Raw genomic sequence first — 23,821 nt, 5'->3', positions numbered from 1 at the left:
GCTGGTGCGGGCGATGGCCGTCGTCGAACGCGTCGGGAACGCGCTGCCGCACCCGTTCTGGCTGTTCTGGGTGCTGTCGGCGATCCTCGCCGTGATCAGCGCGGGACTGGCGGCGGCGGGCGTCGCGGTGGTGGCACCCGACGGCGAGCCGGTCGCGGTGCGGAACCTGCTCTCCGGCGACGGCCTCGCCATGGCCGTCTCGTCGATGATCGACAACTTCGCCCAGTTCCCACCGATGGCCACCATCGTCACGGTGATCATGGGCGTCGCCGTCGCCGAGCGCAGCGGGCTGCTCGCCGCGGCCATGCGGGCCGGGGTCGCCCGGGTGCCGGCGTCGCTGGTGGTGTTCGCGGTCGCGTTCGCCGGGACCGTCGCGCACGTCGCGTCGGCCGCGGCGTACGTGATCCTGGTACCGCTGGGCGGGCTCGCGTTCCGCGCGGTGGGCCGCTCGCCGATCCTCGGGATCGTCGTCGCCTACACCGCCATCGCCTCGGGCTACGACGCCAGCCCGGTCCCCACCCCGAACGACGCGATCTTCGCCGGCATCACCACCGCCGCGGCCCGGATCGTGGACCCGGAGGTCGTGGTGAACCCGGTCGGCAACTGGTTCTTCAACATCGCCTCCTCGGTCGTGCTCGCGCTGGTGATCACACTGGTGACCCGGCTGGTCCTGGCCAAGCGCCCGGACCTGGACCCCGACCCGGACGCCCCCGACGACGACGTCGCCGGCCTGAGCCTGTCGGTGGCCGAACGGTCCGGCCTGCGCCGCGCCGGCTGGGTGCTGCTGGGCTTCGCGGTGCTGCTCGTCGCGGTCATGGCCCCGGAGTGGTCGCCGCTGCGCGGGGAGAACGGGTCGATCGTCGAGTCCCCGCTGGTGGAGGGGATCGGCGCGGTCATCGCGCTGCTGTTCGGCCTGCTCGGCACGGTCTTCGGGCGCGCGGTCGGCACGATCACCACCGCCGCGGACGTCCCGAAGCTGATGGCCGACGGGATCCGGCAGATGGCCCCGGTGCTGGCGCTGTTCTTCGCGATCGCCCAGTTCCTGGCCTACTTCGACTGGACCCATGTCGGGGACGTGCTCGCCGTCGTCGCCGCGGACGCGCTGCGCACCACCGGCGTCCCGATCCCGGTCGTGTTCCTGATGGTGCTGGCCGTGCTCACCGTGGTGAACGTGATGGTGACCAGCGGGACGGCGATGTGGTCGATCGCGGCGCCGGTGATCGTGCCGATGCTGATGCTGGTCGAGGTGCCGCCCGAGACCACCCAGGCGCTGTTCCGGATCGCCGACTCCGGCTCGACGGCGATCACCCCGATGAGCCCGTACTTCATCATGGCACTGGGGTTCCTGCAGCGGTACCGCAAGGACGCGGGCATCGGGACGCTCGCGTCGTACACGCTCCCGCTCGCGATCGCGATGACGGTCGTCTGGACCCTGCTGTTCTTCGCCTGGTGGGCACTGGGGATCCCGCTGGGACCGGGGGCTCCCGTGCGGTAGCGGGGTGCGGGCGGGCCCGGCGGCGTGGAGGACACTGCGCAGGTGCGCTACCTCGACGGCCTCGCTTCCGGACCACGACGCTGGTCGGTGATGGGGCTGGGCACCTGGCAGTTCGGCACGAGCGAGTGGGGCTACGGCGACGCGCTGGAGGCCGGGTGGATCGTCGCCCGTGCCCGCGAGCTGGGTGTCACCGTGTTCGACACCGCGGAGCTCTACGGCCCGCTGCGCAGCGAACGGATCCTGGGCGACGCGCTGCGTGCCTGCGGCGGCCCCGGGTGGCGCGACGAGGTCGTGATCGCGACGAAGTTCTTCCCGGTCCTGCCCCTGGGGCCGGTGCTGCGCCGGCGCGCGGTCGCCTCCGCCGCCCGGCTCGGGGTGACCGAGCTGGACCTCTACCAGGTGCACAAGCCGCACCCGCTGATCGGCGACGCGTCGGCGATGCGCGGCATGGCCGAGCTGCAGCGGACCGGCCTGGTGCGCGACGCAGGTGTCTCGTCGTACTCGCTGGAGCGCTGGCTGGCCGCGGAGGAGGCGCTGGGCGGACCGGTGCTGTCCAACCAGGTCGAGTTCAGCCTGCTGCGCCGCCTGCCCGCCGGGGCCCTCGTCCCGTACGCCGCCGCGCACGGACGCATCGTGATGGCCTACAGCCCGCTCGCCCAGGGACTGCTCACCGGCCGCTACGACGCCGACCACCGGCCCACCAACGCGGCGCGCCGCAGCAAGGCGGAGTGGCTGCCGGAGAACCTGGCCGCGCTGGCCCCGCTCACCGACGCCCTGCGCGACGTCGCGTCCGCGCACGACGCGACGCCGTCCCAGGTCGCGCTGGCGTGGGTGGTGCACCACCCGAACACCGTCGCCATCCCCGGTGCGTCGAGCGTGGCGCAGCTGGAGTCCAACGTGGCCGCGGCGGACATCGTGCTGACCTCCGACGAGTACGCCGGTCTCACCGCGGCCGCGCAGCGGGTCCGGCTGCGCACCGGACCCGCCACGCTGCCCGCCGTCGCGCGGGAGCTGTTCTCCCGGCGGTGACGGCGCCTACTTCACGTGCTCGCGCAGGAACTGCGTCGCGCGGGTCCAGGCGATCTCCGCCTGCTCGGCGTCGTAGGTCCCCATGTGGTTCTCGTCGTTGAAGAAGGCGTGCCCGGCCGGGTACTGCAGGAACTCCGGGCGGGTACCGGACTCGGACTCGATGCGGTCGGCGAGCGAGCTCACCGCGTCCGGCGTCGCCATGGTGTCCTCGGACCCGAAGTGGCCCTGCACGGCCGCGGTCAGGTTCGCGAACGACGGGTAGTCCTCCTTCAGGACGCCGTAGAACGGCACCGCGGCCGCGACGTTGTCGCCCTGCTGCGCGGCGAGGACCAGCACGAAGCCGCCGCCCATGCAGAAGCCGACGGCGCCGACGGCCGAGGAGGTCACGTCGTCGCGCCCGAGCAGGTACTCCACGGCTCCGGCCAGGTCGGTGGCCGCCTGCTGGACCGGCAGCTCGGCCATGAGCTTGCCGGCCTCGTCGGAGTCGTGGGTGGTGCGGCCGCCGTAGAGGTCGGGCGCCAGCGCGACGAACCCCTCGGCGGCGAACCGGTCGGTGACGTCCACGATGTGGTCGGTGAGGCCCCACCACTCTTGGATGACGATCAGGCCGGGCCCGGACCCCGAGTCGGGGCGGGCCAGGTAGCCGTGTGCGGTGCCGCCACCGGAGGGGAAGGTGACGTTCTGCGCGGGGTTCTCGTTGGTGTGTGCCACGCGGGCGATGACATCACGACGGTGCCGGTGCCGCCCGCCGGGAAGATCGTCGCGCCCCTGTGACGGAGGACCCTCCGTTAATCTTGAGCGTCGCAAACGATATGGGTCTATCGTCACCGCCATGCTCGCCGGGACCGCCACCCGCACCGCGCACGACGCCGCGGTGGAGAACCTGCGCCGGGCGCGCGCCGGAGCCGGCGCCGTCCAGCTGGGGAAACCGTCGTCGAACCTGTTCCGGTTCGGTGACCGTGACACCGGGGCCGCTGCGCGCCGACTCGACACTTCCGCGTTGAACGGTGTGCTCGGTGTGGACCCGGAGCGGCGTACCGCAGAGGTCCAGGGGATGGCGACCTACGAGACCATCGTGGACGCCACCCTCGCCCACGGGCTGATGCCGCTGGTCGTCCCGCAGCTCAAGACCATCACCCTCGGGGGAGCGGTCACCGGTCTCGGTGTCGAGTCGACGTCGTTCCACGCCGGGCTGCCGCACGAGTCGGTGCTGGAGATGGACGTGCTCACCCCGGCCGGGGAGCTGCTGCACGTCACCCCCGACGGCGAGCACGCCGACCTGTTCGCGGCGTTCCCCAACTCCTACGGCACCCTCGGCTACGCCCTGCGGCTGGTCGTCGAGCTGGCCCCGGTGAAGCCCTTCGTGAAGCTCACCCACCACCGCCACCCGACCGCGTCCGCAGCGTCGGCGGCGATCGAGCGGTTCGTCGCCGCGGGGGAGATCGACTTCCTCGACGGGGTCGTGTTCGGACCCGACGAGCAGTACCTGACCACCGGTGAGTTCGTCGACGCACCGATGCCGGGCGCCCGGATCTCCGACTACACCGGTCAGGAGGTGTTCTACCGGTCGCTCCAGCGCCGCCCGGTCGACCACCTCACCGTGCACGACTACCTGTGGCGCTGGGACACCGACTGGTTCTGGTGCTCGCGGGCGTTCGGCGTGCAGCACCCGGTGGTGCGCCGGTTCTGGCCGCGCCGCTGGCGCCGGTCGGACGTCTACCGCCGGCTCGTCGCCCTCGACCAGCGCTACGGCACGTCCAACCGGGTCCGCGAGGCCCTCGGCGGGACGGCCGAGGAGATGGTCGTGCAGGACGTCGAGATCCCCGTCGAGCGGCTCCCGGAGTTCCTGGACTTCTTCCACCGCGAGATCCCGGTGCTGCCGGTGTGGCTGTGCCCGCTGCAGCTGCGGGGCGAACGGACCTGGCCGCTCTACCCGATGGAGCCGGGCCGGCTCTACGTCAACGTCGGGTTCTGGTCGTCGGTGCCGGAGAAACCGGGTGACCGGTGGGCACACAACCGGCTGATCGAGGAGTGTGTCGCCGACCTGGGCGGGCACAAGTCGCTGTACTCGACCGTGCACTACGGCGAGGACGAGTTCTGGGCCCACTACAACGGTGCGGCCTACCGCGCGGTGAAGCAGCGGTACGACCCGGACGGTCGGGCACCCGACCTGTTCCGGAAGGTCACCGGCCGCTGAGGGGCACCGCGAGGATCGACACGGGAGGGGATCGGCGATGACAGGAGTGCTGGAACAGCGGACAGCGTCGCTCGAGCCGGTGGCGGGGATCCTGTCCCGCGTCCTGGGCTCGACGCGTGAGCTCCGGGTGGAGGCGTTCGACGGGTCGCGGACGGGACCCGACGACGCCCCGGTCACGTTGCGGGTGAACTCGCCCCGGGCGCTGGCCCGGCTGGTGAGCGCACCCGGCTCGCTCGGGCTGGCCCGGGCCTACGTCACCGAGGAGATCGACGTCGACGGGGACCTCTACACCGCGCTGCGCGCGATGTCGGAGGTGACGCTGCACTCGATCCCGCGCCGGGAGCAGCTGTGGCTCGCGCGTCGGCTGCTGCCCTACTGGCGCGAGCACCGGATGCCGCCGCCCGACCTGGAGGCCCGCCCCAAGGGGCTGCTGCACTCCAAGCGGCGCGACTCGCAGGCCATCTCGCACCACTACGACGTGTCCAACCGGTTCTACGAGTTCGTGCTCGGCCCGTCGATGACCTACACCTGCGCCGCCTACCCCGACGCCGACGCGTCGCTGGAGACCGCGCAGGCGGCCAAGTACGAGCTGGTCGCGACCAAGCTGGACCTGAAGCCGGGGATGCGGCTGCTCGACGTCGGCTGCGGCTGGGGCGGCATGGTCCGCCACGCCGCCCGCGAGCACGGTGTCCGCGCGCTCGGGGTGACCCTGTCGAAGGAGCAGGCCGCCTGGGCGCAGGAGGCGATCGCCCGCGAGGGGCTCTCCGACCTGGCCGAGGTCCGTCACCTCGACTACCGCGACGTCCCCGACGGCGTGTGCGACGCGGTGTCCTCCATCGGCCTCACCGAGCACATCGGCAGGTCCAACCTGGACTCCTACTTCGCGTCGATGTACGCCAAGCTGCGGCCGGGCGGGCGGATGCTGAACCACTGCATCACCCAGCCGTACCGGCCCGACCACCGCCACACCGACCCGTTCATCCACCGCTACGTGTTCCCCGACGGGGAGCTGGAGCCGGTCGCGGTGCTGGTGGACGCGATGAACGAGGCGGGGTTCGAGATCCGGCACGAGGAGAACCTGCGCGAGCACTACGCCATGACGCTGCGCGACTGGGGCACGAACCTGGAGCGCAACTGGACCGACGCCGTGGCCGAGGTGGGCGTCGGCCGGGCCCGGGTGTGGCGGCTCTACATGGCCGCGTGCCGGCTGGGCTTCGAGCTGAACAACATCCAGCTCCACCAGGTGCTGGGGGTCAAGCTCGAAGACGGCGGCCGGTCCGGGTTCCCGCTGCGCGGGGAGCACGGGGCGTACTGAGACCGGGGATCAGCGGAGACGGCGCGCGGCCGCGACGGCCTGCGCGCCGTATCCGCCCCCGAACAGCACCGCGTGCACCAGCAGCGGGAACAGCTGGTGCAGGTCGACCCGCTCGCGCCACCCGTCGGCGAGCGGGGCGGCCTCGTCGTAGGCGGCGAGGACGACGTCGAGGTACGGAAGCCCGAACAGGTGCAGCATCGCGAGATCGGACTCCCGGTGCCCGCCGTGCGCGGCCGGGTCGACCAGCCACGCAGCGCCGTCCCTGTTCCCGTCGTCGCGGGGACCCCAGAGCACATTGCCCGACCACAGGTCGCCGTGCAGCCGGGCCGGCGGCTCCTCCGGACCGGCCAGGGCGCCGATCCGTCCGCACACCGCGTCGACGACGGCTGCCCCGGCCGGGTCGAGGGAGCCGCGGTCCCGGGCGGCCCGCAGGTAGGACAGCACCCGGTCGGTGGCGAACCAGTCGCCCCAGGGGCCGTCGTGGGGACGGTTCGTCATCCGCGTGCGACCGATCCACGCCAGCTCCGGTCCGCCCGGCGGCGGGACACCGAACGCGTCGGCCCCGGCGTCGTGCAGCATAGCCAGCTCCCGGCCGAACCGCTCGGCGGCGATCAGCGTCGCCCGGCCCGGGGTGATGAGCCCGGTGACCAGGAGCGCGTCGTCGGCGCCGAACACGCGGGGGACCGGTGGCCCGCCCGGCACCGCGATCCAGCGCAGCCCCGCGGCCTCGGCGGTGGCCGCGCCCCGGTCGGCCGAGGAGTCCTTCACCACGACGACGGTGCCGTCGTCCAGCGTCGCGCGCGGCGGGTGGCCGGCCGGGCCCTCGCGCACCGCGCGGCCGGTCAGCCGGGCGACGCGGTCGGTCATGCGTTCCGGGTGACGTACTCGACCAGGCCGGGCATCGCCGCCTCGATCATGGCGTGGACCTCGGCGAATCCGTCCGGGCCGCCGTAGTAGGGGTCGGGCACCTCGGCGCCCGCGGGTGCCGCCGGGTCGAACGAGCGCAGCAGGCGGACCCGCTTGGGATCGGGCACGGACTGCTCGAGGGTCCGCAGGTGCCCCATGTCCAGCGCCACCAGAAGGTCCGCGGAGAGGATCTCCGAGTCGACCTGGCGGGCGCTGTGGGTGGTGTCGTAGCCGTGCTCGGCGAGCACCTCGGCGGCGCGGTCGTCCATCGGCTGCCCGATGTGCCAGTGACCGGTCCCGGCGCTGGTCACCCGCACCCGGTCGGCCAGCCCGGCGGCCTCGACCTCGGCGGCGAGGATCTTCTCGGCGATCGGGGACCGACAGATGTTGCCGGTACAGACGAAGACGACGTTCACTGCGACGTTCCTCCGGGGAGCGGGGGTGCCGACGTCGACCCTGACGCCTCGGGCGGGGTGGCGTGGACCATTGTCCACAGGGCATTGGTGCGCGCCGTAGGGTGGCCCGATGCCGTTCGATCACCATGCGGCCGGGACGGATCACGCTGGCGGCCACGACCTGCGGCACCACGGCGACGCCGAGGCCGCGGACGGGCTCGTCGACTTCGCCGTCAACGTGATCGGCGACGGCCCACCGCGCTGGCTGCGGGACCGGCTCGCCGCGACCCTGGACGGGCTCGGCCGCTACCCGCGCGCCGACCACGACGCCCGCGCCCGCGCCGCCGTCGCGGCGCGCCACGGCCGCGACGCGAGCGAGGTGCTGGTGCTCGCGGGCAGCGCGGAGGGCTTCGCGCTGCTCCCGATGCTGCGCCCCCGGCTCGCCGCCGTCGTGCACCCGGGGTTCACCGAGCCGGAGGCCGCGCTGCGCGGCGGCGGGGTGGAGGTGGTGCGGGTGCTGACCGACGCCGCGACCGGACACGCGCTCGACCCGGCCGCGGTGCCGGCGGAGGCCGACCTCGTCGTCGTCGGGAACCCGACGAACCCCACCGGGGTGCTGCACCCGGCCGACTCGCTGCGCGCGCTCGCCCGCCCGGGGCGGATCCTGCTCGTCGACGAGGCGTTCGCCGATGCCGTCCCCGGTGAGCCGGAGACCCTCGCCGGCGACGCGGGCCTGCCCGGCCTGCTGGTGTTCCGCTCGCTGACCAAGACCTGGGCACTGGCCGGGCTGCGCGCCGGCTACGCGCTCGGCGCCCCCGACCTGCTGGCCCGGCTCGCCGCACCCCGCCCACCGTGGCCGGTCTCCACCCCTGCCCTGGAGGCGGTCATCGCCTGTTGCGAGCCCGACGCGGTCTCCGCGGCGGACCGGAAGGCCCGCGAGCTGGCCGCGCACCGCGTCTCGATGGCCACGGCACTGTCGGGCGTCGCCGGCGTCGCCGTGTCGGCGGGACCCGCCCCGTACCTGCTGCTCCACCTGCCCGACGGCACCGGCGAGGAGGTGCGGCGGATGCTGCGCGAGGCCGGGATCGCGGTGCGCCGCGGCGACACCTTCCCCGGTCTCGGGCCCGACCACCTGCGGGTCGCGGTCCGCCCGCCGGAGACGGCCCGCCGCCTCGTCGACTCCCTCGACGAGGCACTGCGCCGGCTGGCGGTGTCGGCGTGAGCACGCTGCGCGACGTGATCGCCGCCCTCGACGCGGCCTACCCGCCCCGGCTCGCCATGGACTGGGACGCGGTCGGTCTGGTCTGCGGCGATCCCGACGACACCGTCTCCCGGGTGCTGGTCGCCGTCGACCCCACCCCGGAGACCGTCGACGAGGCGATCTCCTCCGGCGCCCAGCTGCTGGTCACCCACCATCCGCTGCTGCTTCGCGGGGTGCACGGCGTCGGCGCCGACACCCCGAAGGGCGCCCTGCTGCACCGGCTCATCCGGGCCGGGGTCGCGCTGTTCACCGCGCACACCAACGCCGACGTCGCCGACCCCGGTGTCTCCGACGCGCTCGCCGCCGCCCTCGGCCTGACCGCGTCCGGCCCGCTGGAACCGGTCCCCGGCCCGGCCCTGGACAAGATCGTCACCTTCGTGCCGGTCGGCCCGGCGATCGCCGCCGTGCACGCCGCGCTGTCCGACGCCGGAGCCGGCGCGATCGGCAACTACTCGCACTGCTCGTTCGCCACCGCCGGGACCGGCCAGTTCCTGCCCCTCGACGGCGCCGCCCCGGTCATCGGGTCGGTCGGCCGCCTGGAGCGCGTCGCGGAGACCCGGCTGGAGATGGTGCTGCCCCGGTCGCGACGCCGCGACGTCGTCGCCGCGCTGCGGGCCGCGCACCCCTACGAGGAACCGGCCTTCGACCTGATGGAGATGGCGCCGCTGCCGTCGTCGCTGGGGCTGGGCCGGATCGGCGAGCTCGACGACGCCGAGCCGTTCGCCGCGTTCACCCGCCGGGTCGCCGCGGCGCTGCCCGCCACCGCCTGGGGGGTGCGCGGCGCCGGGGACCCGGACCGTCCGATCCGCCGGGTCGCGGTCTGCGGCGGCGCCGGGGACTCGGCCCTGGACTCCGCGGCCCGGGCCGGCGTCGACGCGTTCGTCACCGCCGACCTGCGCCACCACCCCGCCTCCGAGCACGCGCTCGCCGGGACCGGCCCCGGCGGCCCGACCCCCGCGTTGGTCGACGTCGCCCACTGGGCCTCGGAGTGGCCGTGGTGCGGGCAGGCGGCCGGGGTCGTGGCCGAGGCCCTCGCAGGTAGCGTCTCGGTCGCGGTCTCGCAGGCCCGTACCGATCCCTGGACCACCGCCGCCCCGAGCAGCGGGTCCGACACGACAGCAGGACAACCGGAGGCGAGTGCATGAAGGCCGATCCCACCGCGCAGGCGAAGCTGGTGACGCTGGCCGAGGTGGACGCCGAGATCGGCCGGCTCACCCACCGGCGTTCGACGCTGCCCGAGCTCGCGCAGCTGGACGAGGCCGAGCAGCGCGTCCGGGCGGCGCGCGACGCCGTGGTCCGCGCCGAGACCCGTGCCGGCGACCTCGACCGCGACATCGCCCGGCTCGAACGCGACATCGACGGCGTGCGGGCCCGCACCGAGCGCGACCACACCCTGCTCGCCGGCTCGGGCATCTCCGCCAAGCAGGCCACCGAGCTGCAGCACGAGCTCGACACCCTCGCCCGCCGCCAGGGCATCCTGGAGGACGAGCAGCTCGGGATCATGGAGGAGCGCGAGGCGGTCGGCATCGAGCTCGACCACGCCCGTGGCGAGCTGGCCGAGGCCGAGACCGCGGTCGGCGAGGTGACCGCGAAGCGCGAGTCCGCGGAGGGAGACATCGACGCCACCCGCGCCGGGCGCGACCGTGCCCGCACCGAGCTCGTCGCCGCGCTGCCCGCGGACCTGCTCGCCGACTACGAGCGCATCCGCGCCGGCGGCCGGGTCGCGGCCGGGCAACTGCTCGAGTCCCGCTGCGGCGCCTGCCGGCTCGAGCTGGACCGGACCTTCCTCAGCCAGGTCCGCACGGCGCCCGCCGACGAGGTCGTCCACTGCGAGGAGTGCGGAGCGATCCTGGTGCGTGGCCGGTGAAGCTGGTCGTCGAGGCGGACGGCGGCTCCCGCGGCAACCCCGGGCCCGCCGGCTACGGCGCGGTCGTGCTCGACGCCGGAGCGCGCCAGGTGCTCGGTGAGGTCTACGACGGCCTCGGGATCACCACCAACAACGTCGCCGAGTACCGCGGCCTGATCGCCGGGCTGAGCGCCGCCCGTGACCTGGGGGCCACCGAGGTCGAGGCCCGGATGGACTCCAAGCTCGTCGTCGAGCAGATGAGCGGGCGCTGGAAGATCAAGCACCCGCCGCTGCAGGAGCTCGCCGACACCGCGCGCGAGCTGGCCTCGGACTTCGACGCGGTGACGTTCGTGTGGATCCCGCGCAAGGACAACGCCCGCGCCGACGCGCTCGCCAATCGCGCGATGGACGGCGAGTCCAGCCCGACTCTGGACCCGTCCGCCGCGGCAGGGCCCGCGCCGAAGGCACCCGCCGGGACGACCGCGTCGACGGACTCGGCGGCAGCGGCGGCCTGGACCGGGCAGACCGGGTCCCCGGTGCGGCTGATCCTGCTGCGTCACGGCCAGACCGACCTGTCGATCGAGCGCCGCTACTCCGGCCACGGGGATCTCGAGCTGACCGAGCTGGGGCAGCAGCAGGCCGCCGCCGCGGCCCTCGCGATCGCGAAGCGGCTCTCGCGGCAGGGCGTCGAGCCGGCGGCGGTGCTGTCCTCACCGCTGCGCCGGGCCCGCCAGACCGCCGCGGCCGTCGCCGAGTCGACCGGGACCGAGCTGGAGGTCCGCGAGGGGCTGATCGAGACCGACTTCGGCGGCTGGGAGGGCCTCACCTTCACCGAGGCCCGCGAGCGCGACCCCGAGCTGCACGGCCGCTGGCTGGGCTCCGCCGACGTCGAACCGCCGGGCGGGGAGAGCTTCCGCGCGGTGGGGGAGCGGGTCGAGGCCGAGCGGGCCCGGATCGTGGAGGAGTTCGCCGGGCGGACGGTGATCCTGGTCAGCCACGTCACGCCGATCAAGATGCTGCTGCGCACCGCGCTCGGCGCCGGCGACGAGGTGCTGTACCGCATGCACCTCGACTTGGCGTGTCTCAACATCGCCGACTTCTACCCCGACGGGGGCGCCTCGGTGAGTCTGGTCAACGAGACGTCCTACCTGGACGGCCTCCGGTAGCCAGCGGCGCGTCGGCGGCGCGCCACCACCTGCTGGATCGATACCGTCCTGACCCGTTCGGGCGGTGTCGACTCCGGACAGTTGTCCCCTTTCCTCGCCTGGGCGATGCTTCGCGTGCACCGTACGGGGCGGTCAACCTACGGAGCGTGAACGACGGTCTCGGTGGCGGCGGGGAACAGGGAGACGGTGAGGACAGCGATGTCGCAGATCCACGAGCACGACTACGGCTACGACCTGGCACACGAGATGAAGGTGATCGCCCGGCTGCCCCAGCAGCGGCGCGGCAGCTCGCGCCCGATGGGCGTCCCGGCCCGCGAGATGGACCCGGACACCGACCTCGGCCACGACATGGCCCACGAGTTCTGATCCCTGTCCACCGGCCGCGACGGCCCCGCCCTCTCCGGGCGGGGCCGTCGTGCGCTCGGGGGCTACTGCGGGAGGACCGCGAGCGCGGCCCACAGCGCGGTCGTCGCGGCGAGCAGGCCCAGCGGGACGGTGAGCGCTCCCAGCCGCAGGAACGTCCCGAGCTGCGGCGGGTCGCCGTAGCCGGTGGCGATGCGCCGCCACAGCAGCGTCGCGAGCGACCCGGCGTAGGTGAGGTTCGGCCCGATGTTGACGCCCAGCAGCATCGCGAGCACCAGCCCGGGGTGCGCGGCCGGGCCGAGCGCGGAGAGCAGCACCAGCGTCGCGGGCAGGTTGTTCACCAGGTTCGCCAGTACCGCCGCGACGGCCGCGGCGACCCAGCCCGGCGCGACGCCCAGCGGTGAGGCCACCGCGAACCCGGCCAGGGTCAGCCCGAGCACCACCAGCGCGACGACCGGCGCCGCCGGCACGGGCACCGCGGGGTCGGCGGGGGCCGGCGTCGGCGATGCGGCCAGGTCCCGCCGGAACACCCATCGCAGCACCAGGTACTCGACGGCGATCACCGCCACCCACGGCCCCGCCATCAGACCGGCGAAGGTCAGGAACCCCACCCCCGACGGCGAGAACGCGAGCAGGTTCGTCAGGTTCGACACCGGCAGCAGCCCCGACGCCGAGTTCGACAGGTGTGCGCAGGCGAACGAGTGCGGCCGCGACGCCACCCCCAGCCGGGCCGCCGTCGCGAGCACCACCGGGGTCAGCAGCACGACCGTCGCGTCCAGGCTCAGCACCGCCGTCGTCCCGGCCGCCGCGACGAACACCGCGGCCAGCAGCCGTCGCGGGACCCGGCCGACGCCGTCGCCAGCCGCGCGCCCAGCCAGCGGAACACGCCCTCGGCGTCGGCGAGGTGCCCGAGCAGCAGGATCGCGGCGAGGAACCCGACGGTCGGGGCGAGCTCGCCGATCTCGGTCCACGCCCCGGCCGGGGTCACCAGCCCGGCGACGACGGCGACCAGCGTCGCCGGGACCGCCACCACGGCCTCGGGGAGCCCGAACGGGCGCAGCGTCGCGGCGGCCAGGACCGCGGCCAGCAGCGCGACCGCCAGCAGGAGGCTCACGTCAACAGTGACGCGACGCCGACGGCCGGGGTCGTCGCGGCGTTCACCGAACCCGCGAGCAGGCCGGCCACCAGCAGGAACACCAGCGCCCGCGTAGGGGAGAGGTCGATCGCCACCGGACGGTATCCCGGTGCGACGTCGCAGTGCTCCCCGGCGGCCCATCGTTCGGGTCCGTAGCCTGGAACCCATGACCGCAGCCACCGAGATCGCGTTCGAGAACACCTTCGTCCGCGACCTGGAGGGGCTCTTCGTGCCCTGGCAGGCCGCCCCGACGCCGGACGCGCGGCTGGTGCTGCTCAACGAGTCCCTGGCCCGTGAGCTGGGCCTGGACCCGGCGCAGCTGCGCACCCCCGAGGGGGTCGCGCTGCTCACCGGCACGACCGTGCCCGACTCGGCGACGACCGTCGCCCAGGCCTATGCCGGCCACCAGTTCGGCAACTACTCGCCCCGGCTCGGCGACGGCAGGGCCCTGCTCGTCGGGGAGCTCGTCACCCCGGACGGCACTCGCCGCGACCTGCACCTGAAGGGATCGGGGCGGACCCCGTTCGCCCGCGGCGGCGACGGGAAGGCCCCGCTCGGGCCCATGCTGCGCGAGTACGTGATCTCCGAGGCGATGCACGCGCTCGGGGTGCCGTCGACGCGCTCGCTCGCCGTCGTCGCGACCGGTGAGCCCGTGCTGCGCGACCGCGGCCCGGAGCCGGGTGCGGTGCTCGCCCGCACCGCGGCCAGCCACCTGCGGGTGGGGACGTTCCAGTTCGCGGCAGCGAGTAGCGCAGGCGGATCGCGCAGCAACACCGCGACCGGCGAGGTCGACCTGCTGCGCCGGCTCACCGAGTACGCGATCGCCCGGCACCACCCGCAGGCGTCCACACCGCTGGAGTTCTACCGCGCGGTGATCGTCGCCCAGGCCGAGCTGATCGCGCGCTGGATGCAGATCGGGTTCGTGCACGGCGTCATGAACACCGACAACATGACGATCTCCGGGGAGACCATCGACTACGGCCCGTGCGCGTTCCTCGACGCCCACGACCCGTCGACCTGGTACTCCTCGATCGACTCCGGCGGCCGCTACGCCTACGGCAACCAGCCCGGCATCGCGCAGTGGAACCTCGCCCGCTTCGGGGAGTCGCTGCTGGGCCTGTTCGCCGACTCCCAGGAGGAGGCGGTCCGCCTCGCGACCGAGGAGCTGGCGGGCTTCGCCGACGCCTACCGCGGCGCCCACGACCGCGGCTACCTGGCCAAGATCGGCGTCGGGACCGCGGAGCTGCTCGCCGACCTGTTCGCGGTGATCGAGGACCAGAAGCCCGACCACACCCTGTTCTTCCGACGGCTGTCCGAGGCCGCCCGCGGTGACGCGGGGCCGGTCCGCGACCTGCTGTCCGACCCGGCCGCGCTGGACCCGTGGCTGGATTCCTGGCGGGCCGCCGGCCCGGACGCCGACGCGATGGACCGGGTCAACCCGGTCTACGTGCCGCGCAACCACCTCGTCGAGGAGGCGCTGGACGCCGCCGTCGAGGGGGACCTGGAACCGGTGCAGTGGCTGCTGCAGGTCCTCGCGGACCCGTTCACCGAGCGCGAGGGCTACGAGCGCTACGCCCTGCCCGCCGGGCCGGACGCGCCGCCGTTCAGCACGTTCTGCGGGACGTGAGAAGCGAGCACTCCGCGACCGTCACCAGCCAGTCCCGGTAGCGCGCGACCGGCCAGCCGCGCAGCACGACCAGTCGGCGCGCCGCTGTCCGCGGGCCCGAGCCGCGCCGAACTGGCGGAGGTCGTGCGGGCCGCCGTGGCGGCATGAGTATTCTCGTCGTTGCGGACGAGTCGGTCGGGCGGCCGCGGCGGGACCTCCGGGTCCTGCCGAGGAAAGTCCGGACTCCACAGGGCAGGGTGGTTGTCAACGGCAACCCGGGGCGACCCGCGGGACAGTGCCACAGAGAACAGACCGCCACCGGCCTCAGGGCCGGGGGTAAGGGTGAAACGGTGGTGTAAGAGACCACCAGCACCCCGGGTGACCGGGGTGGCTCGGTAAACCCCACCCGGAGCAAGGTCGAGAGGCCGTACGTGTACGGCTGCGCAGGCGTTCGAGGGCTGCCCGCCCGAGCCTGCGGGTGGACCGCTGGAGCCTGCCGGCGACGGCAGGCCGAGATGGATGGTCGCCGAACGGAGCACCGTGAGGTGCCCGGGAACAGGATCCGGCTTACAGACCGACTCGTCCGCCCCGCTCTCCCCGATATGCGACGGGGGAGCGGGGTTCGTGCGCTGAGCAGCGGAGATGCTCTCGCGACCTCTCGCCGTCTCTCCGCGACGTGCCACAGCCCGGCGAGGGCCCAGGACATGATCATGCGCGGCGCGCCGTGCGGAGGTCACCGGCCCTGCCGCACCTCCCTGATCTCCGAGCGGTGTCGGGTGCGGGCGGAGCCCGATGGGTGCGGTTCCTCGGGGGTGGCGTCGTGGGCCGTCTGCTCGCTAGCGTCCGGCTTCGTGAGCGACTGGGAGATCGCACAGGTCAACATCGCGCTACCGGTGGTTCCGCTGTCCGAGCCCCGAACTCGGGTGGTTCGTCGAGGCCCTCGCCCCGGTGAACGCTGTGGTCGACGGCGCGCCCGGGTTCCGGTGGGGCATGCAGACCGAGACGGCGACGCCGCCGCGGTCCGGGCGTTCGGGGACGACAGGCCCATCGTCAACATGTCCGTGTGGGCCTCTGTCGAGGCGTTGGCCGACTTCGTGTATCGCGACCCGGCCCATGTCGCGGTGCTCCGCCGAAAGCGGGAGAGCTTCGTGCCGCGGTCCGGGACAATGAGCCTTTTTCAACCTGACCAGCGAGCTTCTGCGTCAGGAGATCGCGAAGGTTGCAGCGCAACTGCTCTGACCACAGCTGCACAGGTCACCGGCTCGCCAGCTCGGCGTCTGCACCCACACAACCAGGCCCCTGAGCTGCCGGAACGGCAGGTTGAAAAGGGCTCAATGGCGGCGGAACGGTGATCAGCGCCGAGCGGGTGCCGCGCAAGGCGGAGCGGGCCCGCGCTCACATCGCCGAGGCGGGTCTGGAGCAGTACGTCGAGATCCGGGTCGGCGACGCCCGCGAGACCCTGCGCGCCCTCGACGGCCCGGTCGACATGTTTCTCAACGACGGCTTCCCGGACGTCGCACTCGAGGTCCACCGCCTGGTGACCCCGGCACTGAGGCCGGGCGCCCTGGTCATCACCGACGACGTCGGGCTGATGCCTGACCTCTACGCCGACTACCTCGCCTGGATCCGCGACCCGGCGCACGGGTTCGTCTCGGTCCGCATCCCGTTCCACGGCGGCACCGAGTTCTCGGTACTGACCGAGGCGGTGCCCGCGTGAAACGACTCATCGACACCCTGCTCCGGACGGCGACCGTCGAGCACGTCGAGCCCCTCGCGGGCCGTTTCCGGGCGATCACCCTCACCGGCGCCGGGATCCGCGACCTCGAGGTGAAGCCCGGTCAGCAGATCCGTGTGCAGGCCGGGGCGGCCAACCCGGTCGTCGACCTGCTCGTCGGCGCGCTGCGGACCTACTCGATCTGGGAGTACGACGGAACCCGCATGGAGCTGCGGATCTTCGATCACGGCGAGGGGCCGGGCGCGCAGTGGGCACGCGGGTCCGTCCGGGCGAGGAGGTCAGCGTGTTCGGACCGGAGGGCTCGTTCGTCACCCGCCCCAGCGCCTACCACCTCTTCGCCGGGGACGAGACCGCCGCGGTCGCGTTCGGCGCGATGATCCGCGGTCTGGACGACGGCGCCCCGGTGCACGCGGCGATCGAGGTCGACACCGAGCAGGAGCGGCTGCCGATACCCGGCGAGGTCACGTGGATCCACCGCAACGGTCGATCGGCCGTCAAGTCCGCCGATCTCGTCGCGGCCGTGGCGAAGCTGAACCTGCCGGAGACACCGGGGACGGCGTACCTGGCGGGCGAGGCCGGGACCATTCAGATGGTGCGCGAGCACCTGGTCCGCGACCGGGGCTGGCACCGGCGCAACGTCGTGACCAAGCCGTTCTGGGCGCCGGGGAGACCGGAATGGACTGACTCCTGCGGTCGGGGCGGGTCAGCTCGTCGCCGGGTCGGGGCGCAGTGGCCGGCCGCCCACCGGTTTCCCGGCCTCCTCCGCCGCCGAGGACCAGACCTGACCGCATCGGGCGGCAGGGTCGTCCTCGACCGCTCCCGAACACCCAGGAGGGCGCCATGTACGCACCCGCCCGCCACGACGAGACCACCGGACTCCTCCACTACATCGACCAGCAGCTCACGGCGATCCGTTCGGCCCTGTACGGCCTCACCGAGGAGCAGACCCGTGCGACCCCGTGCCGCAGCGCGCTGTCGATCGGCGGCCTGGTCAAGCACGCCGCCTACTGCATGCGCGGCGCGGTGCAGCGGCTGACCACCGAGGTCACCGCCCAGCCCCTCGACGCGGCCGCGGTCGCCGAGTTCACCGCCAGCTTCGCGATCGGCGACGACGAGACGGTCGCCGGCACCCTGGCCGAGTTCGACGACGCACGGGCCGAGCTGCTCGCCGTCGTCTCGCGGACCGATCCGGCGGCGGAGTCCACGGCGCCGCCCACCCCGTGGAACGGGATCCACGACGCGCGCCCGATCCACGCCCGCTACTACCTCGTCCACCTGGTCGAGGAGTTCGCCCGGCACGCGGGCCACGCCGACATCATCCGCGAGCAGATCGACGGTGCCGCCGTCCCGGCGCTGGAGCTCACCCTCGCCGGGGCCCCCGCGAACGACTTCTTCGCCCCGTACGAGGCCGCGCCGGGCACCGTGCTGGCCTGAGCAATGCCAGGATCGTCGCCATGCGGATCGCGGGGGAGATCGTGCACTGGCGGGGTCCGGCGCCGTACCGTTTCGTGCGGCTGCCGGACGATGTCGCGGCGGTCGTCGCCGACGTCGCGCGGGACGTCACCTACGGCTGGGACATGGTCCCCGTCGAGGCCGTGCTGGGTGCGACCCCGTTCAGCACCTCGCTCTTCCCGCGCGACGGCGGGTTCCTCCTACCCGTGAAGGATGCCGTACGCCGGGCCGAGGAGGTCGAGATCGGCGACGTCGTGCAGGTCGAGCTGGAGATCCGTACCCATCGGTGACGAGTGGGTATCCCCGCGCCGGTCCGGTCGTTGACCAGCACGGACCCGCTCGAGGAGGACGGATGCGTCGACGACGACGGAACGGAGCGGTCGCGGCCGCCCTGGCGGTGGCGGCCCTGGTCGGGCTCGCCTCACTGCAGCCCGCCCTGGCGATCGGCCCGTTCGGCCCCTCGGGGCGGGTGACCGTCACCCCGACGGCCTCCAACCAGTTCGCCGGGACCCTCGACGAGGGCTCCGGCAGCCGCGAGTACACCGCCCGCCACGGTGCCCCGCCCGACGGCGGTACCGGCGCGCTCGAGCTGCGCACCCCGGGCGACGGGGACAAGCGCCAGTACGTCACCGACGAGGTCGCCGGGCCGTTGTCCCGGTTCGCCGATGCCAGCTACTGGGCGTACCGCGACCCGGCCTCCTCGAGCGGGCAGATGCCGTCGTTCGCGATCGCCGTCGACGTCAACGGGGGCACCCTGGAAGACCGTGACCTGTACGTCCTCACCTACCCGCCCGACCGGGCGCCCGCCGGCACCTGGACCCGCTACGACGTCGGCGCCGGCACCTTCTGCCTGACCCACCAGATCGGCCGGGTGGACGCCTACCGGCAGTGCCGCGACGGCGGCGAGCAGCGCACCCTGGAACAGATCATGGCCGAGTACCCGCAGATGACCGCCTACGCCGCCGGGTTCAACCAGGGCGGGGGCGACGGCGGCCTGGTCGGCGCGGTCGACCTGATGCAGGTCGGCGGCCGGGTCTACGACTTCGAACCCGCCTGAGCCGGGCGGGTCTCAGCTCACACAGAACTCGTTGCCCTCGGGGTCGCAGAGCGTGGTGGTCACCGGGCCCCGGTCGCTCGTCGTCCACAGCACCCGCGCCCCGAGCGCGACCAGGCGCTCCACCTCCGCGGGCGCCCCGTCCGGCCCGACCTGCAGGTCCAGGTGCACCCGATTCTTGGCCGACTTCGACTCGGGGACACGCTGCACGAACACCCGCGGCCCCGGCCCGCGGGCGGTGGCGACGTCGCGGAACCCGCGGCGGTCGCCGTCGGCCAGCACGTCGGCCTCGCCGAGGTGGCCGGCGGCCAGCAGGCCGTCGATGACCGTCGTGTGGTCCTCTACCTCGTAACCGAGGGCAGCCGCCCAGAACCGTGCGAGGGCGTGCGGGTCCGCGGCGTCGAACGCGATCTGCAGGGTCGGGGTCATGGCCACGATCCTGGCCCACGACGAGGACAGCTCCTGTCCGCGTGACGAGCCACCCACTGGGTACGGCACTGCCATAGGCTCGACGGGTGCAGTACGACTTCACCGACCTACGACTGTTCCTGCACGTCGTCGCCGAGGGCTCCATCACCGGTGGCGCCGCGCGGGCCAACCTGAGCCTGCCGTCGGCGAGCGCGCGGGTCCGGGCCCTGGAGCGGCACGCCGGGGTCGAGCTGCTGGTCCGGGAGCGGCGCGGTGTGCGCACCACCCCGGCCGGGCGGGCACTGGCCCGGCACGCCCGCGACGTGCTCGACCGGGCGGCGCGCCTCGACGGCGCGATCGCCTCCTACTCCCGGCCGGCGAGCGCGCCCCTGTCGCTGCTCGCCGGGAGCTCCGCGATGCACGACCTCGTGCCGCGGGCGGTGACGGCGTTCCTGCTGGCCCGGCCGCACTCCGACGTCGACGTCACCCTGCGGCGCAGCGTCGAGACCGCCCGCACGCTCGCCGACGGTGGAGCGGACCTGGGGATCGTGCTCGACCAGGTGGCCGCCGGACAGGGACTGCGCGCGGAGCCGCTGTGCGACGACTCGCTGGTCGTCGTCGGCACCGGGCGCGGTGTGCTCGACGGGCGGGACACGATCGCGTTCGCCGAGGCGGCCGAGCACCCCATGGTGGGGCTGGCCGCGTCGGCACCGCTGCAGCTCTCGCTCGACGCGCAGGCGGCCGAGGCCGGGCTCGCGCCGCGGTACCGCACCCGAGCCGCGGACCTGGGCACGGTGGTCGCGCTGGCCGAGGCGGGGGCCGGACTCGCCGTCGTGCCCCGTCGAGCGGCCGCCGTCCCGGTCCGCGCCGGCCGCCTGCAGGTGGTCGCGTTGGACGAGTCGTGGGCCCGGCGCGGGCTGTCGCTGTGCTGGGGCGCGGCACTGGAGCCGAGCTCGCCGGGGTGGCCCGCGGTGCAGGCGCTCGCCGACCACATTCGTTCTGTCTCTGTCACAGCCGAAGGCTGACAGCGGAACTTCCGCATTGTCCGGTGGACCGGACGGGCCGACCCTCGACCCATGAACCTCTGCGACGAGCCCGACGGTGTCGAGCGGGCCCTGGCCGGACTCCTGCTGCTCGCGATCGCGGCCGGCGACGCCGCCGAGACCGCCGCCGCCGAGGCGACCGGAACCACACGGGTGGGCGCGACCGTGCTCGGGGCGACCGCGGGACGCTGGCCGGTCGCGGTCGCCTGGACCGACGACCGCGGCGTGGTGCGGACCGCCACTGTGACCGTCGCCGGGCGGGTCGACCCCGGCCGGACGGTCGGTCTGGGGCTCGGCCCGGACGGTGCCCCGGCGGCTCCGACCCACCCGACCGAGGTCCGGACGGCCGGCATCCTGTGGTCGGCGACGGTGCTGGTCGTCGGTGGGTTCCTGCTGGTCGCGCTGTACACGGCCGCCGGTGTCCTGGGCCGGGCGCGGGCGTCGGGACGGGTGGACCGCGAGTGGCGCGCGGTCGAGGCGCGCTGGCGGGAGCTGCCCAGCGGGTGAACGGAACTGTCGGGGGTCCGGTGCAGCATGCGTCCCGACCCGCCCCGAGCGCCGGAGGACCCGTGGACCAGCCCGCCACCACCGACCCCGTCATGGACCCCGTCATGGACGCCGTCGTCGTCGCCGTCGAGGCGGGCCGTGCCGGGGACCGGACCGGCGCACGTGCCCGGTTCGACGCCCTGTGGGAGCAGGTGGGTGCCGACGGCGACCCGTTCCACCGGTGCACGCTGGCCCACTACGCCGCCGACGTGCAGGACGACCCGCACACCGAGCTGGTGTGGGACGAGCGCGCCCTGGCCGCCGCCGACGAGCTGACCGACGAGCGGGTGCAGCGCCACCACGCGTCGCTGAGCGTCGGTGGGTTCCTGCCCTCGCTGCACCTCAACCTCGCCGACGTGTACCGCCGCCTCGGCGACGACGAGCGGGCGCGCCACCACCTGACCCGTGCCCGGGACCGGGTGGGGGCGCTGCCCGACGACGGCTACGGCGCGATGATCCGCGCCGGGATCGGCCGCTGCGGTGAACGCCTCGACCTCGGTGACCGCTCGTGACCCGCGCGCACTCTGACGACCGCGCCGTCGCCCGCGCGGCGCCGTGCCCGGTCGGCCTTCGACGGGTGGCGCCGTCCCGCCTTGCCGACCGGCTGCTTCGCTCCGGACGTCCGCGGCGCGGGCCCCGGCCAGCGCCGCTGCAACAGGATCGACACCGGCCCGGCGACGACGATCGTCGACACCGTCCCGACCACGATGCCCACGATCAGCGCCAGCGCGAAGTCGCCGAGGGTCGCCCCGCCGAGGAAGAGCAGAACGGTCAGGATCGTCAGCGTCGAGATGCCGGTGTTCACCGTCCGCGGCAGGGTCGAGAGCACGGCCGACCCCACGAACGTATGGAACGGCAGCGTCGCGTTGCGTGCCCAATGCTCGCGGACCCGGTCGAACACGACGACGGTGTCGTTGACCGAGTAGCCGATGACGGTGAGCAGCGCCGCGAGGAACACCCCGTCGGCGGTGCGGCCGGTCCAGGCGAACACCCCGACCACCACGAGGACGTTGGTCAGCAGCGCCGCGACCGCGCCGGCGCCGAGCGTCCAGCGGAACCGGAACGCCAGGTACAGGAACTGCGCGGCGAGCGCGACACCCAGCGCGATGATCCCGCCGCGAGCCAGTTCGGCACCGAGGCTGGGCCCGATGAGCTCGTCGCGGAGCAGCTCGGCGCCGCCACCCGCCGCGCCGACGGCCTCGCGCAGCTGCCCGACCTGGGCGTCGGTGAGCTCGCCGGAGCGCAGGGCCACCGCGCCGTCGCCGGTCTCGGTGACGGTGAGCCCGCCGATCCCGGTGGCGCCGACGGCGTCGCGGACCTGCTCCACGCTCACCGGGTTCGACGTCGTGAACTCGACCAGCCGGCCGCCGGTGAACTCGACACCGAGCTCCAGGCCGCGTACGAACAGCCCGGACACCATCACGACCACGACGACCCCGGCGACGGCGAGGTAGCGGGCCGGGCGTCGCAGGAACCCGGGGTCGCTCGCCTCCAGCCTGCGCCGGACGGGGCCGATCTCGGTGATGCCGGTGATCCTCGGCCTGCGCTTCACCGCGGGGATCCGCAGGATGGCGAGGGTGAGCAGCCTGGACAGCACCAACGCCGAGAACAGCGACACGACCACACCGATGACCAGCGTGACACCGAACCCGCGGACCGGCCCCGACGCGAGTCCGAACAGCAGCACGGCGGCGAGCAGCGAGGTCACCGCGACGTCGCCGACCGCGGACAGCGAGTTGGCGTAGCCCATCTCCGAGGCGCGTTCCAGGCGTGGCTTCGCCGCGTACTCCTCGCGGGAGCGTTCGGTGATCAGCACGTTCGCGTCGACGGCCATGCCGACCGCGAGGACGAAGGCGGCCAGGCCTGGCAGCGTGAGCGTCGCGCCGAGCCCGGTCTGCACCGCGTAGGCGACGAGCGCGTACCCGCCGAGCGCGACGACGGCGACGAACCCGACGAGCCGGTACACCACGATGAGGAAGGCCCCGGCCAGCGCGGAGCCGATGATCGCGGCCCAGGCGCTCGCGGAGATCGCGTCGGCGCCCAGGGTCGGGCCGACGGTCCGCTGCTCGATGATCTCCACGGGCAGCGGGAGGGCGCCGCCCTCGATCAGCACGGCCAGCTCGGAGGCCTGCTCGGGGGAGAAGTTGCCGGTGATCTGGGTCTGCCCGCCGAGCATGCCGACGTTGCACGGGATGTCCTCGACGACCTGCGGGGAGGAGATGACCTGCTGGTCGAGCACGATCGCGACCCGGCGCTGCGGGTCGCCGGACGGCGCGCAGGCGGCCTGGCCGGTGAGGGCCTGCCACCGGGCGGGGCCGTCGCCGTCGAAGGAGATGTTGACGATGTGCCCGACGCCCTGCGGGTTGGGTGAGGACATCGCCGAGCCGACCATGTCGCCGGTCAGGGCCGGCGGGCCGAGCTGCAGCGGTTGGCCCTGCTCGTCGAAGCCAGTACCCCCGGCGGCGGGGTCGCCGACCCCCAGCACCGGGTGCATCGTCAGCTGCGCGGTGCGCCCGAGCGTCTCCGCGGCCTCCGCGGGGTCGGTCAGCCCGGGGAGCTCGACGATGATCCGGTTCTCCCCGGACCGGGCCAGGCTGGGCTCGGCCACACCGAGCCCGTCGATGCGCCCGCGCAGCACCTCCAGTACGCGGTCGGTGGCCTCGCCGTCGGCGGCGACCTCGGGGGTGTCGCGGGTCTCCAGGACGATCTGGGTGCCGCCGCGCAGGTCCAGGCCCAGCGTGGGGGCGGTGGTGAGCGCGACGACGGAGGACAGGGCGAGCACGGCGAGCGCGATGAGCGCCCGCCAGAGCACGGGGCGTGGCTTCACAGGGATCCTCGGCGGCGGGCACCCCGGTCGGGACCGGGGCAC

24 protein-coding genes, 1 other RNA gene and 2 pseudogenes are annotated in these 23,821 nt (G+C 73.9%); 21 read left to right on the top strand and 6 right to left on the bottom strand.

Features of this window, described 5'->3' with window-relative positions; all coding sequences use genetic code 11:
- The first annotated feature begins 13 nt into the window (after positions 1 to 13).
- Positions 14 to 1,495, top strand: coding sequence for an AbgT family transporter (locus XF36_RS15165; RefSeq protein ID WP_082375844.1), 1,482 nt, complete (start codon positions 14 to 16; stop codon positions 1,493 to 1,495).
- Positions 1,496 to 1,519: 24 nt separating this feature from the next.
- On the top strand, positions 1,520 to 2,524 hold the full coding sequence (locus tag XF36_RS15160) for an aldo/keto reductase (protein WP_238588891.1): 1,005 nt from the start codon (positions 1,520 to 1,522) through the stop codon (positions 2,522 to 2,524).
- A 6-nt stretch (positions 2,525 to 2,530) separates the two neighbouring features.
- Here XF36_RS15160 and XF36_RS15155 read toward each other — a convergent pair whose 3' ends face one another.
- Positions 2,531 to 3,235, bottom strand: a complete 705-nt coding sequence (locus tag XF36_RS15155; protein ID WP_060712483.1) for a dienelactone hydrolase family protein — start codon at positions 3,233 to 3,235, stop codon at positions 2,531 to 2,533.
- A gap of 121 nt (positions 3,236 to 3,356) precedes the next feature.
- On the opposite strand from XF36_RS15155, the gene XF36_RS15150 reads away from it, so the two are divergent.
- Together XF36_RS15150 and XF36_RS15145 are read left to right on the top strand one after the other, a co-directional pair.
- Positions 3,357 to 4,721 (top strand): FAD-binding oxidoreductase, encoded by a 1,365-nt coding sequence (locus XF36_RS15150; protein WP_060712482.1) that lies wholly within the window; start codon positions 3,357 to 3,359, stop codon positions 4,719 to 4,721.
- 37 nt (positions 4,722 to 4,758) lie between these two features.
- Positions 4,759 to 6,036 (top strand): SAM-dependent methyltransferase, encoded by a 1,278-nt coding sequence (locus XF36_RS15145; RefSeq protein ID WP_060712481.1) that lies wholly within the window; start codon positions 4,759 to 4,761, stop codon positions 6,034 to 6,036.
- 9 nt (positions 6,037 to 6,045) lie between these two features.
- Here XF36_RS15145 and XF36_RS15140 read toward each other — a convergent pair whose 3' ends face one another.
- Together XF36_RS15140 and XF36_RS15135 are read right to left on the bottom strand one after the other, a co-directional pair.
- On the bottom strand, positions 6,046 to 6,903 hold the full coding sequence (locus tag XF36_RS15140; RefSeq protein ID WP_060712480.1) for a fructosamine kinase family protein: 858 nt from the start codon (positions 6,901 to 6,903) through the stop codon (positions 6,046 to 6,048).
- The gene (locus XF36_RS15135; RefSeq protein WP_020622580.1) at positions 6,900 to 7,358 is read right to left on the bottom strand and encodes a low molecular weight protein-tyrosine-phosphatase; all 459 of its coding nucleotides are present in this window, start codon (positions 7,356 to 7,358) and stop codon (positions 6,900 to 6,902) included. The genes XF36_RS15140 and XF36_RS15135 overlap by 4 nt, the downstream gene beginning before the upstream one ends.
- A gap of 109 nt (positions 7,359 to 7,467) precedes the next feature.
- On the opposite strand from XF36_RS15135, the gene cobC reads away from it, so the two are divergent.
- From cobC to XF36_RS32470, 5 genes are all read left to right on the top strand, one after another.
- Positions 7,468 to 8,559 (top strand): Rv2231c family pyridoxal phosphate-dependent protein CobC, encoded by a 1,092-nt coding sequence (gene cobC / locus XF36_RS15130; protein WP_060712479.1) that lies wholly within the window; start codon positions 7,468 to 7,470, stop codon positions 8,557 to 8,559.
- A 56-nt stretch (positions 8,560 to 8,615) separates the two neighbouring features.
- Complete coding sequence (locus XF36_RS15125) at positions 8,616 to 9,743, top strand: Nif3-like dinuclear metal center hexameric protein (protein WP_238589336.1); 1,128 nt, start codon at positions 8,616 to 8,618, stop codon at positions 9,741 to 9,743.
- Positions 9,740 to 10,465 carry a zinc ribbon domain-containing protein gene (locus XF36_RS15120; protein WP_060712477.1) on the top strand — a complete coding sequence of 242 codons (726 nt, stop codon included), beginning with the start codon at positions 9,740 to 9,742 and terminating at the stop codon, positions 10,463 to 10,465. The genes XF36_RS15125 and XF36_RS15120 overlap by 4 nt, the downstream gene beginning before the upstream one ends.
- 2 nt (positions 10,466 to 10,467) lie before the next feature.
- Positions 10,468 to 11,610, top strand: a complete 1,143-nt coding sequence (locus XF36_RS15115; protein WP_202968577.1) for a bifunctional RNase H/acid phosphatase — start codon at positions 10,468 to 10,470, stop codon at positions 11,608 to 11,610.
- A gap of 198 nt (positions 11,611 to 11,808) precedes the next feature.
- Positions 11,809 to 11,976: a hypothetical protein gene (locus tag XF36_RS32470; RefSeq protein WP_020622575.1), complete on the top strand. Its 168-nt coding sequence runs from the start codon at positions 11,809 to 11,811 to the stop codon at positions 11,974 to 11,976.
- Positions 11,977 to 12,038: 62 nt separating this feature from the next.
- On the opposite strand, the pseudogene XF36_RS15110 reads toward XF36_RS32470, so the two are convergent.
- Positions 12,039 to 13,087: pseudogene (locus XF36_RS15110) on the bottom strand (SLC13 family permease).
- A gap of 187 nt (positions 13,088 to 13,274) precedes the next feature.
- On the opposite strand from XF36_RS15110, the gene XF36_RS15105 reads away from it, so the two are divergent.
- From XF36_RS15105 to XF36_RS15075, 9 genes and pseudogenes are all read left to right on the top strand, one after another.
- Positions 13,275 to 14,735, top strand: coding sequence for a protein adenylyltransferase SelO (locus XF36_RS15105; RefSeq protein ID WP_060712475.1), 1,461 nt, complete (start codon positions 13,275 to 13,277; stop codon positions 14,733 to 14,735).
- A gap of 166 nt (positions 14,736 to 14,901) precedes the next feature.
- An RNA gene (gene rnpB / locus XF36_RS15100) (RNase P RNA component class A) lies at positions 14,902 to 15,300 on the top strand.
- Positions 15,301 to 15,316: 16 nt separating this feature from the next.
- Positions 15,317 to 16,066 (top strand): DUF3291 domain-containing protein, encoded by a 750-nt coding sequence (locus XF36_RS35645; protein ID WP_082375437.1) that lies wholly within the window; start codon positions 15,317 to 15,319, stop codon positions 16,064 to 16,066.
- Complete coding sequence (locus XF36_RS15095; RefSeq protein WP_060712474.1) at positions 16,063 to 16,431, top strand: O-methyltransferase; 369 nt, start codon at positions 16,063 to 16,065, stop codon at positions 16,429 to 16,431. Before XF36_RS35645 ends, XF36_RS15095 begins: the two co-directional genes overlap by 4 nt.
- Positions 16,428 to 16,826 carry a hypothetical protein gene (locus tag XF36_RS33330; RefSeq protein WP_060712473.1) on the top strand — a complete coding sequence of 133 codons (399 nt, stop codon included), beginning with the start codon at positions 16,428 to 16,430 and terminating at the stop codon, positions 16,824 to 16,826. Before XF36_RS15095 ends, XF36_RS33330 begins: the two co-directional genes overlap by 4 nt.
- Positions 16,823 to 17,053, top strand: a pseudogene (locus XF36_RS35640) (SIP domain-containing protein); the annotation flags it as partial. The gene XF36_RS33330 and the pseudogene XF36_RS35640, both read left to right, overlap by 4 nt.
- Positions 17,054 to 17,289: 236 nt before the next feature.
- Positions 17,290 to 17,883: a DinB family protein gene (locus tag XF36_RS15085; RefSeq protein WP_060712472.1), complete on the top strand. Its 594-nt coding sequence runs from the start codon at positions 17,290 to 17,292 to the stop codon at positions 17,881 to 17,883.
- Between the two features lie 20 nt (positions 17,884 to 17,903).
- On the top strand, positions 17,904 to 18,191 hold the full coding sequence (locus XF36_RS15080; protein WP_060712471.1) for a DUF1905 domain-containing protein: 288 nt from the start codon (positions 17,904 to 17,906) through the stop codon (positions 18,189 to 18,191).
- A gap of 62 nt (positions 18,192 to 18,253) precedes the next feature.
- Entirely contained in the window at positions 18,254 to 18,958 is a 705-nt protein-coding gene (locus XF36_RS15075; RefSeq protein ID WP_145981374.1) for a hypothetical protein, read from the top strand.
- Positions 18,959 to 18,970: 12 nt separating this feature from the next.
- Here the strand turns inward: XF36_RS15075 and XF36_RS15070 are convergent, their stop codons facing one another.
- The gene (locus tag XF36_RS15070; protein WP_060712469.1) at positions 18,971 to 19,384 is read right to left on the bottom strand and encodes a VOC family protein; all 414 of its coding nucleotides are present in this window, start codon (positions 19,382 to 19,384) and stop codon (positions 18,971 to 18,973) included.
- Positions 19,385 to 19,470: 86 nt separating this feature from the next.
- Here XF36_RS15070 and XF36_RS15065 point away from each other — a divergent pair, with 86 nt between their 5' ends.
- The 3 genes from XF36_RS15065 (at position 19,471) to XF36_RS15055 (ending at position 21,464) form a co-directional block, all read left to right on the top strand.
- Positions 19,471 to 20,388, top strand: a complete 918-nt coding sequence (locus XF36_RS15065) for a LysR family transcriptional regulator (RefSeq protein WP_060712468.1) — start codon at positions 19,471 to 19,473, stop codon at positions 20,386 to 20,388.
- Between the two features lie 51 nt (positions 20,389 to 20,439).
- A complete protein-coding gene (locus tag XF36_RS15060; protein WP_060712467.1) occupies positions 20,440 to 20,913 on the top strand; it encodes a hypothetical protein in 474 nt (157 codons plus the stop codon).
- A 62-nt stretch (positions 20,914 to 20,975) separates the two neighbouring features.
- Positions 20,976 to 21,464 (top strand): hypothetical protein, encoded by a 489-nt coding sequence (locus XF36_RS15055; RefSeq protein WP_414706193.1) that lies wholly within the window; start codon positions 20,976 to 20,978, stop codon positions 21,462 to 21,464.
- Here XF36_RS15055 and secD read toward each other — a convergent pair.
- Positions 21,395 to 23,779 carry a protein translocase subunit SecD gene (secD, locus tag XF36_RS15050; protein WP_238588890.1) on the bottom strand — a complete coding sequence of 795 codons (2,385 nt, stop codon included), beginning with the start codon at positions 23,777 to 23,779 and terminating at the stop codon, positions 21,395 to 21,397. The two genes, XF36_RS15055 and secD, sit on opposite strands and share 70 nt — an antisense overlap.
- Positions 23,780 to 23,821 lie beyond the last annotated feature (42 nt).

Origin of the sequence: Pseudonocardia sp. HH130629-09 (assembly GCF_001294645.1) — a bacterium.
Taxonomy (GTDB): Bacteria; Actinomycetota; Actinomycetes; order Mycobacteriales; family Pseudonocardiaceae; genus Pseudonocardia.
The sequence above is the reverse complement of the archived record's forward strand: the minus strand, read 5'-3'. Positions and strand labels throughout refer to the sequence as shown.